Source organism: Colwellia sp., from assembly GCF_013215345.1.
Lineage (GTDB): Bacteria > Pseudomonadota > Gammaproteobacteria > Enterobacterales > Alteromonadaceae > Colwellia.
Genome location: NZ_JABSOV010000093.1, coordinates 1 through 14,963 on the forward strand (window position 1 = coordinate 1; position 14,963 = coordinate 14,963).

Here is a 14,963-nt window from a genome sequence, read left to right on the forward strand (position 1 = left end):
AACCTATAGTCATCTTGGTCATTTAAGCCTGACGGTACTTAACAAGTGCTATAGTTACACGACTTTAGCAACCTTTAAGGACATTGATGTCACAGTTAACACTTAGACTAATTAACGAGCACTTTGCCATTCATAGCTTATCCGAAAGTGCTACTATCCCAGGAGAGGTATTTAGCGCCAGTATTTTTTTTATCGCTAAGACTTTCGATGAAATTTCCATTGTCTTGCCACAGAGCATTACTATTGCCAGTGATGAAGTGGAGTTAAATTGGCAAGCGTTAGAGGTTGTTGGTCCTTTGGCTTTAACCATGACAGGTATTTTATCGAACATTTCTACGATATTAGCCAATGAGAAAATTAGTATTTTCGCCATATCTACTTTCGATACTGATTATATCCTGGTTAAAGAAGAGTTTATTAATCAGGCAATTTCAGCGCTGCGGGATAATCAATATCTAGTGATATAGAGCTAATGCATAATTTAATCTGCTTTCAAAACTAGAGACGCTATCGGTACCTAAGCGTGCATAAATATTAGGGAGACAATGGGTACTCTGTTCCCATTGAGGATAAATTTATGACTGGTTTTACTTGACTGCTAAAGACAGTATTGAGTAATTTTATATATAGTAAATGGACGTTCCAAGCTTTTTTTTAGCTTCATACATTGCTTCATCTGCCAATTGTATTAAGGTGTGGGCATCGCCATTGTTATTTAAATACACAGAAACCCCAATACTAGCTTTTACTGGTATTAAATGTTTTTGAACTTTAAAAGGTGAATTGAATTCTTCTTGTAATTTATCAGCCATTATTTTTATAGATGAACGATCTTCAACACCACTTATTACTACAAGAAACTCATCTCCCCCCATGCGAGTAACAATATCTGATTCTCTAATACAATGCTTTAATCTATTAGCCGTACCGACTAAAATTTCATCGCCAACACTATGACCATGTGAATCATTAATAAGCTTAAAATGGTCAAGGTCAATGAAGAAAAATCCGATCAATGTGTTTTTTAACTTTGACTTTTTAAATAGCTTTTCTAATTTAATTTCAAGTGTTCTTCTGTTAGGAAGTTTAGTTAAGGGGTCTAAATTAGCTAATTCCAATGCTGCTATTTCTTTCTTTTTACGTCTTGAAATATCTCTTACGATTGCCAGTAAATAACATTTAAGATTATATTCAATGAAACTAATGCTCGCTTCTATGGGTAATTTAGTGCCATCTTTTCTTGTGTGTGTGGATTCAATAACAATGTTTCCTGCAAGCTTTATCCGTTTACAATGTTCTTTCCACTTACCTTCTATATCGAATTTCGAATTAAGGTCTGAAACTGATAGCTTGAGTAATTCATCTTTGGAGTAACCTAATCTTTGATGCGCCAACAGATTACAATTTAAAATTTGGCCATACTCAGGTTCAACAACATAAATGGCATCATTGGATTTATTTACTAAATGATTGAGTAGTATTTCTGCCGCATCTGATTTTTTGATCGTTGTTAAATCTATTAACTGTGCAATATACCTTTTTATCAAGTTGTCATTATCTGCTTGTGCAACAATATTCAATTGAACAGAAATAGTATGTCCTAGTTTATGTTTATATCTTTTTTCCACTTGAATGGGTACAAATGGGTGCAGAGTTAATTCTTTTCTTATGGCTTCATTAACATGAATATCATCAAGGTGGGTAATAGTGACTTTATTAGCATATATTTCGTCACCTTCATAACCAAGCATTCTTTTAAGTGCAGGATTAACATATTCAAGTTTGCCGCTAGGAAAAGACAAGGCAATTGGAACAGGGGTTATTTCAAATAAACGATAGATAGACTTTTCTAAGAGGAGATCATTTTCTTTCATTACTACACACACCTTTTCTTTCATAAAGATCCTCCGTGAGCAATATAAATAAATCCTTAGGAATGATTATAGACTATCTTTTTTAATTTATAGAATAGCAATAGTTGTATTCTCCACCATATGATCGAGTACTTTATATTTAAAGATAACCCGTTCAGGCGTAATGTGCTGCCGGCCAAAAATGAAAGTTTAACAACTGTTATATATTTTATTATCATCAATGTTTCTCTACATCAGTCAGGATTCCTCGAAATGAAAATTCTGCCCCGTTTTATAAATTAATGAATTATCGAAATTATATAAGCTGACTTTTTATAAAAAGGAGTTATTAGTTAAAGGTTTTACATATTCGAGCAAAAGGCACTTAATCCTTTGCTATAAAAGCTCTATAGCCTACTACCAGCTCATAGAGCTAACATTAAAAAAGACATCGTTTCACTACCAACAGGGCACTCATCTAGCCGAAGAAAAGCGGATATAATAGCGAGGAACGAGCACAGCCAGCTATTACCGAAATTAACGTAAAACGTACCATGGACGACATTTATCAAAAAAGTAACGTATTGCGTAATTTGAGTGATGAGGAAAATTATTTTAGTCGGTCTTATCTATATCGTTAAACCGGAGAAGTTGAGATGTTAACCCCTTAACAAATAAATAGAGAAACCTTCAAAGCATATCGCTGGTTTAGGCCAGCGATATGCTTCTAAAATATCAGAGTCTGGTCAGTGAGCCAGCTTGACAATCATTAAGTTTTTTAACTACACTCGCGTTTTTATTTGAAGAGTATTATTTATCCTCATTTAGAATAAATAATACTCGTTAGCCCAATAACCCTCAAAATAAAGGAATGCGGATGGATAAATAATGTAACTCTCGCCAAACATTAGTACCCTACTAAATAGTCCTCACTAAAATTGTTGTAAACCTTAAAACGAAAAACTCTACTGCCTTTATCGGCTTACGTCATAACTTGATTTAAATACACTGAAGCCCCGAGTAAACCTGGTTGTTGCTCTGTGATCACATAGGTGGCGATTTCTTTATTTAACGGTGACATACGTCCTTTAGCTTCAAAGCGCAGCCTAAAATCACTATCTTTAAGGTAATCAATAAAACGAGGCACTATACCACCAGCAATGTAAACACCGCCTTGGGTATTCATTGTTAAGGCGAGATTGCCCGAAAAACTTCCTAATACCTGACAAAATAAGTCCAATGCTTGCTGACTGAGTAAACACTTTTTAGTTAACGCTTGAGTACTGATATCTTTTGCCGTTAATTTCGTGGGTTGCTCTGCTAAATTAACCCCGTGCTCAATAATTAATAATGCTTGATATATCTGCTCTAAACCATAGCCAGAAAGTAATTGTTCGTAGGAAACTCGTTTTTTAAACGTTTTTATATGTCGTAATATTTTAATTTCTTTATCATCTATGGGGGCGTAATCAACATGACCACCCTCACCACCAAAACAATACCATTTGTTCGTTATCGGTAATAAGTTAGCAACACCTAAACCAGTACCTGGTCCACAAACAGCAATAGCTTTACCTAATAGCGCCTTACCTCCACCAATTTTAACTTTTTGATCATCCGTTAACATAGGAATAGCCATGGCTATGGCAGTATAATCATTGATAAGTATTAATTTGTTTAAGTTCAGTGCTTTTTTCAGCGCTGTTTGTGAGAACTGCCAAGGTAAGTTAGTCATCGAGATGATGTCAGTATCTACCGGGCAAGCGATAGCTAGACAGGCATTAATACTGACTTGTGCTATTTCTTTCTCCGTTAAGTAACATTGAATTACGTCTAGTAAACAAGAGAAATCTCGACATTGATAAGTTTCAATATCGATAAGCGTGTTATTGCTGTCACTTATGGCAAGTCTGATATTTGTGCCACCAATATCGGCAACAAGGTTAACGGGATCGTTCATATTTATTTATCACTTTTCAAATTGATATGACTAATTTAAGGGCTGTCATATCAATACCCGTTCCACTTGAAAATGCAGGATTCAGCTGGAATTTTAAACGCCTTTAGGTAAGGCATTGATTAAAGAGAATAGTTATTCTATTGTCGAAATCAATAACGCAGCATAAAACGTTTATAAACCAGCTTTTCGGGGACACCTGAGCAAAACATATTATTCGTTACATTTTTTTAAGGACGCTACATGGATGTAGCTTCTTAGAGAATGCAGGAGCACATTCTCCTGAATAACCATTAACAAAAAATGTGGCTTGTTTATGATTCGCTCAAGTTTCCTGAAACGAGCATCTTCAAGTGGAGCGGGTATCTACAGCTCTTAATGATCACCTCATCCTATGATGCTTTACAAAACATAGGCGAGTGAATTTTAGTTACTTTTACATTTCCTCTAAACGAACACCACGCGTTTCTTTTATGTATTTTATGACGAAGAATATGCTCAGCAATGCTGATACTGTATATAAACCATAGGCGCCAGCCAAACCAAAACTACCTAATAATATCGGGAAGGTCATGGTAATGGCAAAGTTTGCTAGCCATTGGGCACTTGCCGCGATAGCTAAAGCAGCACCACGGATGCGGTTATTAAACATTTCGCCTAACAACACCCAAACGATGGGCCCCCAACTTAAGCCAAAAAACACCACAAACAAATTAGCCATAACCAAAGCCACTGTGCCGGTAGTATCGCTTAAGGCCAATTGACCTGCTTCATCTAAACCACCTGTGCCAAAGATAAAGGTCAGCGCACCTAAAGTGACAAACATACCAACACTACCGACCAATAATAAGGGTTTACGGCCGATTTTGTCCACCAGTGCAATGGCAATGAAGGTAGCGATGATATTGGTTGTGCCGGTGATCAGGTTAATAAATAACGCTTGTGATTCGTCATAACCCGCGGCTTGCCATAGCTCCGCGCCATAATAAAACACCACATTAATACCGACAAATTGCTGGAATACCGACAATCCGATACCTACCCAAATGATAGGGTGAATTTTTTTCTTACCGTCAATAAAAAGATCCATAATGCTTCGCTTTTTATCACCTTGCAGAGATTTTTTAACTTCTTCAATTTGCTCATCTTCAACACCCGTTGCTATGCGTTTGAATATAGCTCTGGCTTGCTCAATCTGACCTTGAGCGACTAAATAGCGTGGTGACTCAGGAATGAATATCACCCCCACTAAAAATAACACAGCCGGCAGTAACTCTATCCAGAACATCCAACGCCAAGCGGCGAAATCCAACATCAAAATAGCTTCAGCGCCGCCAGCCTCAGCGGCAATGATGTAGTTACTTAAGAAAGCGGAAAACAAACCCAATACTATGGCTAATTGCTGCAAGGTCGCTAAACGTCCTCGTAAAGCTGCAGGGGCAACTTCTGCGATATAAGCAGGAGCCAGTACTGATGCAGCACCTATACCTAAGCCGCCAATCAAACGATAAAAGATAAATTCAGCCGACGAATTTGCTATACCAGAGCCAAATGCGCTAATGGCAAAGATAATCGCAGTAATGATCATGATGGGTTTACGGCCAAAGCGGTCAGATATGGGCCCGGCCAGCAAGGCACCAACAGCACAACCTAGCAGCACCGAGGCGACATTAAAGCCAGTTCCTATGTCGCTAGAATCAAAGGCCTTTCCTAATGCGGTTACTGTGCCATTAATAACACCGGAGTCAAAACCAAAGAGAAAACCACCCAGGGCTGCCACGGAGGAAATAAATAATACGTATAAAAATGAGGTTTGAATTTCTTCAGTGTCGTGCAGTTTTTGTATTGCAATATCAGGCGCAGGGGCGGTCATCTAATGGTATCCTTTTAATTGGTCTGTATAGGTATAATTAACTAGGTAAATAATCATTGAATTCATAAACTAAAAGCCTTTTTATTATGTTATTGCATGCAAGTGTTCACACTGCTATGACGCTTTAAAAATAAAGAGTCTTTTAAGTAAGAAATATGATTAAAAAATAAAAGTACCAAACAAAAAATCAGTTTTAGTCAAAAAATATGAAAACAACATTCTGTTTGGCAAAGGGAGTTTAGTTAACGGAATAAGGCATCATTCAACTTTGTTTTCTCAATACTACTAAGCCTGTATTCACTCTATCAGTCTTAATATTAAAATTTTGTTCGAGCACGGCGATTAGCCCTTTTACATCACCGGTTTTAAAGCGACCAGCTATTCTTATCTGCTTCAGCTCTTCATCAGCAATTTCAAACGTTACCGAGGTATAACGGTTCACTTCAGCCATCGCTTCAGCCAAGGTTTCACCAGTAAACACTAAGTTGCCTTGTCGCCAAGATAAACTTTTCTTAATAGTCTTATCATCTATAACAGACACGGTATCTACGCCAGTCTTCGCTAACGCTAAGGAGGCAATTTCCCCTTTAGATACCGCTAATGAACTGGCTGGTATGCTGAGCGCTTCTTCGTTAACTTGTTGTTTTTCTTTAAGCTGGCCAATAATTACTTTACCTTCGGTAACAATAAGCTCTATTTCACTTACCTTAACCTGCACACTAAAAGCAGTACCTACTGCTTGAATGACTTTTTGATTAACAACTACACTGAGCGGTCTAGATTTATCATGGGCAACTTCGACATGCAGTTCACCGCGCTGTAAATTAAGCAATCGATAATCATCGGTATAACGTACTAATAAAACACTATCAGTATTAAGCAATACCTTGGAATTATCCGATAAATAAATAGTGCTGCTCTCACCCACCGCTGTTTGGTAACGAACAAACTGTTGTTCTTCTTGCCATAACCAATTCAAATTATTATCGGTAAAGAAAGCTACCAGTAATGCCATGACCAATGAAGCGGCTAACGCTATTGGCCATTTTGCTGAACTGACTTTAGTTTCTGCTTTATTGGCAGCAGGAAAAAGATCAGCTAAACGGTCAAGGGAGTCCATTTTGTCCCACATGCTGGCCATTTCTATGATCAACTTTTGATGTTGAGCATTTTCTGCCAACCATAGCCTAAATTCAGTTTGCTCAGACTCAGTTAAGTTTCGATCCATTCTGGCTACCCATAAGCTAGCTTGATCAAACATAACATCATCGTCATTATTATTGAGGGAATAAACGTTAGTCATGAGCGATCTCCTCTCAACTGATGGTTTTTTTTACTATTTTTCATTGTTTCCGTTCTTTCTTCTTTAGTTAGTTGCATCATAAAATAGGTACAGCGTTTAACGCCTAAGGCTATATGTTTTTCTACTGTACTTTCACTAATAGACAATTTTTTCACAATTTCTTTTTGCGAGTAACCATAAACTTTCTTTAAAACAAATACCTTACGACATTGTATCGGCAACTGCCTTATTGCTTGGCAGTATTGACTAAACTCTTCGTCCGTAGCGACTTGCTGATATATGGCATCATCAGCACTAACAAAATGCTCAAATTCAGCCATATCGTCTACGGCATCAACCAATCTCACTTCAGCCCGCTTTAGGTGATCTATGGCTAAATTTTTTGCCGTTTTTAATAAAAATGAACGCGGCTGTTTAATGGCTTCTTTGTTTTCAATTTGGCATATACGTACGTAAGTTTCTTGGACAATGTCTTCAACTTCCCGCGGTGGCACAATACGCGAGATCACTCTGAGCATAGTCTGCCTAACGGCCATAAAACTGTTATGTAGTGTATTTTCTTTTGTCATAATGTTTGTTATCACTTTTTAGTTTTAGCTAAGCGTGAATTTTATTTTTTATCTATTGCTTACCTTTAAGACGAATGGCAAATAATTTTCCGCTAGTGTGGCTGATAAAAAAATACAAAAGGGCAAAAGTGTTACTCAAGCAAAATAAAACTACCAATAGTTAAACGACCTTTTTTCGGCGTCGATGACAAACCTAAAGCCGTATTTATATTGCCTGAATGCAATAAATTACTGGGATAGATAATCGCTCTATTTACACATGCTTCTACTGAATATAGCTGTTCGAACATGTTGTCGCTACCACTCATATAATGTGGGTTTTTATGTATTTGATTAGCAATAGCTTCTTTTTTTACTTGGCTAGCATAGGGATATAAACGCGCTTGCGTAATGGCCTCAAAACCGCTTTTTTTATGACGATAAAAAGCCGTGCCACCATGTTTTTTGTCACACAAATAGTGCACTATAGCAAGTTGATTACTTTGCGGGTTATCAATATGTGGCAGCATTTGCATTGGTCGCAATTGCTCGGCAGGCGTATCAGCAAGTGCTAAAGCTGACATAACCGTTTTGGCTGAACTAACAAGAGGAAAACCAAAATAAGATTGAAATAATGGCAAATACTGACTGCATATTTTCTCCCCATATTCCTTAGGCATTAACTTACGTTTACCGGGGTAAAAATTTTTATTATCCGCCTGAAAAGATGCCCCCTCACCAGCAAAACCAATTAGATCAGTGACTGAGTTGGCAAAATCATCAATAATCAGTAAAGGTGTTTTCTCTGCTCCAATAGTAATTTTAGTGATTTCTGGCTGATCATTTAAACTAAAATTAAACATCGATATACCTTACAAAATACATGAGAGCGGCTTAATAATTAGTTAATAAGCTAGACGTTTGTTTTTCAGATTAATCAAATTATGCATTTGCCCAAGAGAAATGATTAAGGCATAAATGGCCGGCAGTAAACCTGCTTTATGCAAAATAGCGATTTTTTCCTCCGGTAATGCAGCCAACTTTTCTTCATTAACCGTATACAAACCGTTTAAAGTTGTGCTTTGTTGATTAGCAAAAGTAATCTCCATTTTCATTACTTGCAATAGCTGCATTTTTTCTAACATTTCAACTAACTTTTTATTTGCTAACTCGCCTTGTAATAGCTGTACTAGGCAAGATTTAGCTTCCTGAAAACACTCTGTATCTGTACCATTTTCATTAAATAATGGCTGACCTTCATCGGCTGATATTGCTGGACTGTCACTATCAAAACAGACAACATAATCTCCTGAAGCCACTTGAGTTGCACTTTCTTCAGGATTACCGAGAAAGAAGGGCTGCCGCCTAATTTGTAAAGGCAGGTATAGCCCTTGCCATTCCCCTTCTTGCCAAAATAAGTTCTCTCCGGCTTCAAAACCCAACATGCCAGCACAGACAAATTGTCCAGTATCGGCATGTTTGGTTATCATTAAGGGATACTGTACTGCCATATTGCTAAACTCTGACATTACCGCAGGTACTAGGTGCAAATTAGCACCATGTAATTCGGCTTTACTGGCATCTACTTTTAAATTCAGGTGGTTTTTATTATCTATCGCAATTAACTGTGCCATTTATGATTACTCTTTTACGTGATACTACAATTTCAACTGGTTATGAAAACCTAACTTATTAAACTGAGTTAAATACGACTAAAACCATAGGTTTTAATTTTTTCTAATAACTCTCGGTTATTCGGTAATGATGATAACGCTTTATCAATTAAGACTTTATTTTTCATGAACTGACTATTAGCAAATTCACGGTCATCAAGTGTATAGGGGGTATGACAATAATCACTTTTAAAGCCCATACCATAAAGAACATATTGATAACTGGCCGCAGGAAATACTTCATTATTACTGGTGAAATCATGATCGGCTGGCGCGCGGTATTGCCACTCTGTCATCAAGTCTTGTAAGCTTTGCGGAATGGTTTTGGCATCTCGATTATCGGTCCAAAATGGCTCGGTTCTTTCACTTAAAATATAATGTAGTTTTAAGAAATCAATGATTCTATCCCAGCGGTATAACGCAGTTTCATTAAAACGTTTAGCTACAATATCCATCACCACTCTTGATGCGGGCAATTGTTCACTGATCATTTGTGCCGCAAGCTCCACCATAACTAAAGCTGAAGCTTCCAGCGGCTCTAAAAATCCGGCTGACAAACCTACCGCAACACAATTGTTTTGCCAAAATATCTCTCTGTGACCACTGATAATAGGGATTTTACGCACGTTAAGTGATGAAAATTTATCGCCAACATAGTCAGCAAGTACCGCTCTAGCTTCTGCTTCAGTTGAGTGTTTACTTGAATAAACATAACCAACACCACGACGATGTTGTAAACCTATATCCCAAATCCAACCCGCTTGTTGTCCGGTAGAAATAGTATGCGAAGCGATAGGTGAGTCTTCTGAATTATAAGGTACTTGCACCGCGAGTGCGGTATCAATAAATAAAATGTCATCACATTTTTTAAAAGGTACTTGGTAATGTTTGCCTAACAGAAGTGATGAAAATCCAGTGCAATCAACAAAAAGTTCACCGGTAATATCCCCATGATTTTGGGTGCTGACTGAAATAATATCACCCTTCTCGGCATTATTACCTGTCGTGTCATTATCAGCGCTATTTATCGCAATAACGTCATCAATGATATGCGTGATACCGAGCTTTTTTTGGCAATGTTTTTGTAGAAATAGACCAAATTTCACCGAGTCTAAGTGATAGGCATAATTAGCAACATCAGCAAACTCTGCATGTCTAATTGTTTTTGGCGCAAGCCCTCGCTCACAAATAGCTTCTTGAAAACAGACATCATTTGAGAATGAGTTAATAGGCTCATTATTTTGTGTTGGTTGTGCTTGCTTAGCTAGCCAATGTGCTGCTAAGTCGGTTTTGCCAAACCCTTGTGGTAAAACTAAAGGGTGGTAATAAAAGTCATCTTCAGTACCGTCAAACCACTTAGCAAACTTAGCGCCTTGTTTAAAGCTAGCATCACATTCACGAATAAAATCTGTTTCACTAATGCCTAAAGCTTTCAGTGTGCTACGCATAGTTGGCCAAGTCCCTTCACCAACACCAACAGCAGGAATGTTAGCGGACTCAATAAGAATAACTTTTAAGCCCTGCTCGGTATTACTTTTGTGTTTAGCTGCTAAGCGCCCAGCGGTTAGCCAACCAGCAATACCACCACCAACAATGACCACTGTTTTTGTTAATTTATTCATGATTTACGACCAAGTATTTTAGTGTGTAAAGAAGCGGTTATAAGCGTAGGGAAATAAACTCATCTATAAATTTTATTGCTTATAAATACAAAATAAGACTTCTAGTCCCTATCAACAGAGATAGAATAGAAGTCTTAATCTAGTAAAATACGCTAACTAGAATGTGCCACGTACACCAACAGATAGTCGACGACCACTATCAACGATATCTAATAATTGATTAGAGAAACGTCCGCGACTATGAGTGAATTCTTCCGTTAAGTTAATACCTTCGACAAATACCGTAATTTGCTCAGTAATGTCATAACTAGCACTAGCATCCCACTGAAAATATTCTTCAACGTAAGTAACACCATCACCAGCACCTTGACTAAGGCTGGACAGGAAAGTATCACGCCAGTTATAAGCGATACGACCTTGGAACGGGCCACTCTCGTAGAAAGCAACAAAGTTAGCTGAATCACTTAACCCGGTTAACGCAAAGACTTGCGTAATATCAGTATTATCTAATTCTGCATCACTACTAACAAGCGTAGCATTTGCCATCAGGCCAAAACCCGAATCAAAGATATGTTGTGCCGCTAGTTCCCAACCATCAATAATTGCCGACTCGCCATTACTTGGTGCTGTATTGGTAAATACTGCTACTTGGTCAGCCGGATCTGGCGCACTGACGTCATTGCCTGTAGAAGGATCAGTTAACAAGCTACCATCAGAAGTAACAAACTCTTTAGGAGATTTACTACTAATAATAAAGTTATTAACATCCTTTCTAAAATATCCCGCAGAAAGATAACTAGCATCACCGTAATACCATTCAAGTGATAAATCTAAGTTGTCGGAAGTAAAAGGTACTAACGCAGCATTACCACTTGAAGATTGTAAATTACCTTGGCGAGTGGTGTCCAAAGTTGTTATAGGACGTAAACTACTTAAAGTAGGACGTGATAAAGTTCTTGATACTGCAGCACGAGCAACTATTTCATCAGTTATTTCTAATTTAGCGCTCAGATTAGGTAAAAATTCACCATAGCTACTGCTTTCATTAAATGCTGATGCTGGACCATATGATGCAAGCATTTCTGTCGCATCAAGAATGCTTAATGATTCAACGTTAGCTTGTGTAGCACCGACATTAACATCAGTGTTTTCATAGCGGAAACCTGCTGTGCTATAGATAAGCATACCGGCAATCTCACCCTCAAAATCAGCTTCTAGATATAAAGCGGTAGTTTTTTCTTCAACTTCAAACGAGTTGTTGGTTTTTACTGCATCAAAATTAACACCTTCCACATCACCTAAGAAATCAAATAATGCTTCACCATCAAAAGATAACCACTGTGTTGGTGTGCGGCCGCTACCACTAACGCCACTTAAAAAGTCACTGCCTGCATCAAATATTTCTTGTGGAAAGGCACTCACATCAGGGAAATCTTGGTAGTTACAATAAGTACAGTGAATACCGCTATCAGTGTTATTCCAAGTATTTACTGTTTTAGTTTCAGACGAATACATCACACCAAAACGGGCAGCCGCAAAACCTGTATCTCCATCAGCTGTCCAAACGTTACTCCACTTAAGTTGAGTAACATCATCTTCAACTTCTTTACTGCCACGAATCATTACATGGGCACCACTGTTGGCCGTATCTAAATAATTAGAAACACCTTGTGGCGGCACATAATCAGGGCTGTTTGGATCTTGATTAACACCATCACCTTCTTGTTGACCACTATAGATTGTAGTATCAGCATCAGCAAAATTAGAATAATAAGGCAAAATATTATTATCCAGAGTCCATTGAACTCGGTTGGCATAACCTAATAATGCTAAGCTACCGCCTCGGCCATTATTGGCTTCTCGTTTAGCATTAGAGTTACTGATATCAAATTGCATATTCAAATTATCATTAACATCCCAATCAAAATTTAGACCAATAGAAAGTGAATCAGTTAAACGATCCCCTTTTTTGGCGTGAAAATCAGTGGCTAAGCCTACTTGTTGATACATGTCCGTAACAGTACCGTTAGCATCAACAACAACATTTTCAACATTATCAGAGGTAAACCAATGACCATATGAGCTAGTATCTGATTTAACATCAAAATCAGAATATAAGGCATCAGCGGTAATGATAAGATCATCAGTAGGTGCGTACTGTAATACTAAATTAGCATTAGTACGTTCACGTTTTTCTGTGGTAACCAATGAATCAAAATTTTGTGGAATAAAAACATTACCGGTATAAACTTCTCCGGATGTTGTTGTTGGAATGCCACGAGTAAAAGATGAGTTTTCACGCCAACCGGCTGATTGAGCACGATTTAAACGTGTTTCACGTTCTAAATATGATACGGCAAATAAAGCACCAAAGGTATCATCATTAAAAGTATTGCTAATTAACAATGAGGCTTGCGGAGAGGTTTCTTCACTATTACCATCATAAATAGCTTTAACACTACCCGCTAGTTTAAAACCGTTAATCGCAAATGGTTTTGCCGTCTCGATATTAACAGTAGCACCAATACCACCTGACTGAACCGTTGCTGATGATGTCTTATGCACATCTAAGCTACTTACCATTTCTGCAGCAATGGTATCAAAACTGAAGTCACGCCCAGGATCTTCAGATGCTTGTTGTCGACCATTAACAAGCACGGTATTAAATTGTGGACCAAAACCACGTACGGTTATTTTTTGACCTTCGCCACCCGATCTATCTATTGAAACACCAGTAATGCGCTGCAATGACTCTGCTAGGTTGGTGTCTGGAAACTTACCAATATCTTCAGCAGAAATAGAATCAACTACACCACTTGCTTCACGTTTAGTATCTAAAGCACGGCCAAGCGCTCCTCGAATACCGGTAACGGTAATTTGTTCAATTTCTTTTTCTGCCACTTTATTTTCTTCAGCGCTCGCTTGCACTGAGGCAGTAGACGCTAAAATAGCGACAATTGCAGTCGATAATGTATTTTTTTTAAACATGTTATCTGTCTTCCCCAAATCATTTCTATTATTTATGGAAAGCAGACCTTGATCACTCAATGTTGCGACTAACTCTGTACCCTCAAGCAAAAGTTCAATGGCTTGTTCAATAGAATAATTGCCAGTTAACTTATTCGCAGTAGTAGCGCTTACTTTATCAAATGAAAAAATAAGCGTTAAATCTGCCTGCTCTGCAAATTGAGTGAGCGAAAGATCTGCTCTTTGCTGAGGAATATTGAACAAAATAGCATTAGCTAACTCGGTACACTGAACATAAGGTACACATGTTAGTGTTAGTACTGCCGCAAGGCCAAGTGAGTTAATTTTTCGCTGCTCAACAACTTCAACAGTAAGCTTTTCGCTTACAAATATTAAAGACGATTGAAAAAAACTTTTCCGCCAGTGCATTAGTAACCTTTTGTTATTTTTTAGTGAGAAAATGTAATTTGAGCTAAAGTCATTCTTACAAAACTAAATTATATTTACTAGGTAAATAATTCTGCCTGAGTATTTCAGATGATAAAAGGGAGTTTTAGAAGGAGTTATGAGCAAGGTTTTCATATACCAGCAGACATATATGGTTAATGAAAATCGTACAGATTAAACTGTCATCGAAAAACGCACACGTGAAATAAAGGGTAAGTTAAATGACCGCCGAAGGCTTATTCTATGACGGGCTAAAGTAAGCGCCCAAGCCGCGTTTAATACCAAACTTTAGTTGGTCACTACAATTACCCTCAGAGTATAGATGCTAATGTCAGGTATCCTGAATATAGTGGACATTAGAGTCGGAGCTGCTATGAACGTTATTGCAATAAAAAATTAGCAATAAAAATCAATCCTAAACTGTCAGTAAATAGCGAGGTGTTGTATTAACTAATGGGAACCTATCAAGAGCAATTAAAAGCTTAGAATAAAAAGGCGCTATGTGCCCCTTTCCGCCATAGAAGTAGAAATTTATGTCCGCTATATGATCGGAAAGTTGACCTTAACATTCAGTAAGTCTTTATGTCTCGAATGCGCACATTTTAGACAGTAACTTCGAATACAAAACCTGCCGATTAGACCCTCACCTAGCCGAAGAAAAGCGGATATAGCCTACTGACTTCTGATATCATCTTAAGCATTGATTATTAACTATTGGAT

The 14,963-nt window shown here is 37.7% G+C and carries 10 protein-coding genes; 1 reads left to right on the top strand and 9 read right to left on the bottom strand.

All coding sequences use genetic code 11. The features are described 5' to 3' along the window. The first annotated feature begins 86 nt into the window (after positions 1-86). Positions 87-467, top strand: a complete 381-nt coding sequence (locus HRT50_RS13560) for an ACT domain-containing protein (RefSeq protein ID WP_291615344.1) — start codon at positions 87-89, stop codon at positions 465-467. Between the two features lie 153 nt (positions 468-620). On the opposite strand, the gene HRT50_RS13565 is transcribed toward HRT50_RS13560, so the two are convergent. From HRT50_RS13565 to HRT50_RS13605, 9 genes are all read right to left on the bottom strand, one after another. Further along, positions 621-1,874: a bifunctional diguanylate cyclase/phosphodiesterase gene (locus tag HRT50_RS13565; protein ID WP_291615345.1), complete on the bottom strand. Its 1,254-nt coding sequence runs from the start codon at positions 1,872-1,874 to the stop codon at positions 621-623. Between the two features lie 961 nt (positions 1,875-2,835). Continuing rightward, positions 2,836-3,813 carry a glucokinase gene (locus HRT50_RS13570; RefSeq protein WP_291615348.1) on the bottom strand — a complete coding sequence of 326 codons (978 nt, stop codon included), beginning with the start codon at positions 3,811-3,813 and terminating at the stop codon, positions 2,836-2,838. A gap of 433 nt (positions 3,814-4,246) precedes the next feature. Next, complete coding sequence (locus tag HRT50_RS13575) at positions 4,247-5,683, bottom strand: sugar porter family MFS transporter (RefSeq protein WP_291615349.1); 1,437 nt, start codon at positions 5,681-5,683, stop codon at positions 4,247-4,249. A gap of 262 nt (positions 5,684-5,945) precedes the next feature. Continuing rightward, positions 5,946-6,986, bottom strand: a complete 1,041-nt coding sequence (locus HRT50_RS13580) for a FecR domain-containing protein (protein ID WP_291615352.1) — start codon at positions 6,984-6,986, stop codon at positions 5,946-5,948. Further along, a complete protein-coding gene (locus tag HRT50_RS13585) occupies positions 6,983-7,555 on the bottom strand; it encodes an RNA polymerase sigma factor (protein ID WP_291615354.1) in 573 nt (190 codons plus the stop codon). The genes HRT50_RS13580 and HRT50_RS13585 overlap by 4 nt, the downstream gene beginning before the upstream one ends. A gap of 131 nt (positions 7,556-7,686) precedes the next feature. Then, positions 7,687-8,397, bottom strand: coding sequence for a DUF6445 family protein (locus HRT50_RS13590; RefSeq protein ID WP_291615356.1), 711 nt, complete (start codon positions 8,395-8,397; stop codon positions 7,687-7,689). A gap of 42 nt (positions 8,398-8,439) precedes the next feature. Then, positions 8,440-9,168, bottom strand: a complete 729-nt coding sequence (locus tag HRT50_RS13595) for a SapC family protein (RefSeq protein ID WP_291615358.1) — start codon at positions 9,166-9,168, stop codon at positions 8,440-8,442. 68 nt (positions 9,169-9,236) lie between these two features. Continuing rightward, positions 9,237-10,829 (bottom strand): tryptophan halogenase family protein, encoded by a 1,593-nt coding sequence (locus tag HRT50_RS13600; protein ID WP_291615360.1) that lies wholly within the window; start codon positions 10,827-10,829, stop codon positions 9,237-9,239. Positions 10,830-10,985: 156 nt separating this feature from the next. Further along, on the bottom strand, positions 10,986-13,817 hold the full coding sequence (locus HRT50_RS13605) for a TonB-dependent receptor (protein ID WP_291615362.1): 2,832 nt from the start codon (positions 13,815-13,817) through the stop codon (positions 10,986-10,988). Positions 13,818-14,963 lie beyond the last annotated feature (1,146 nt).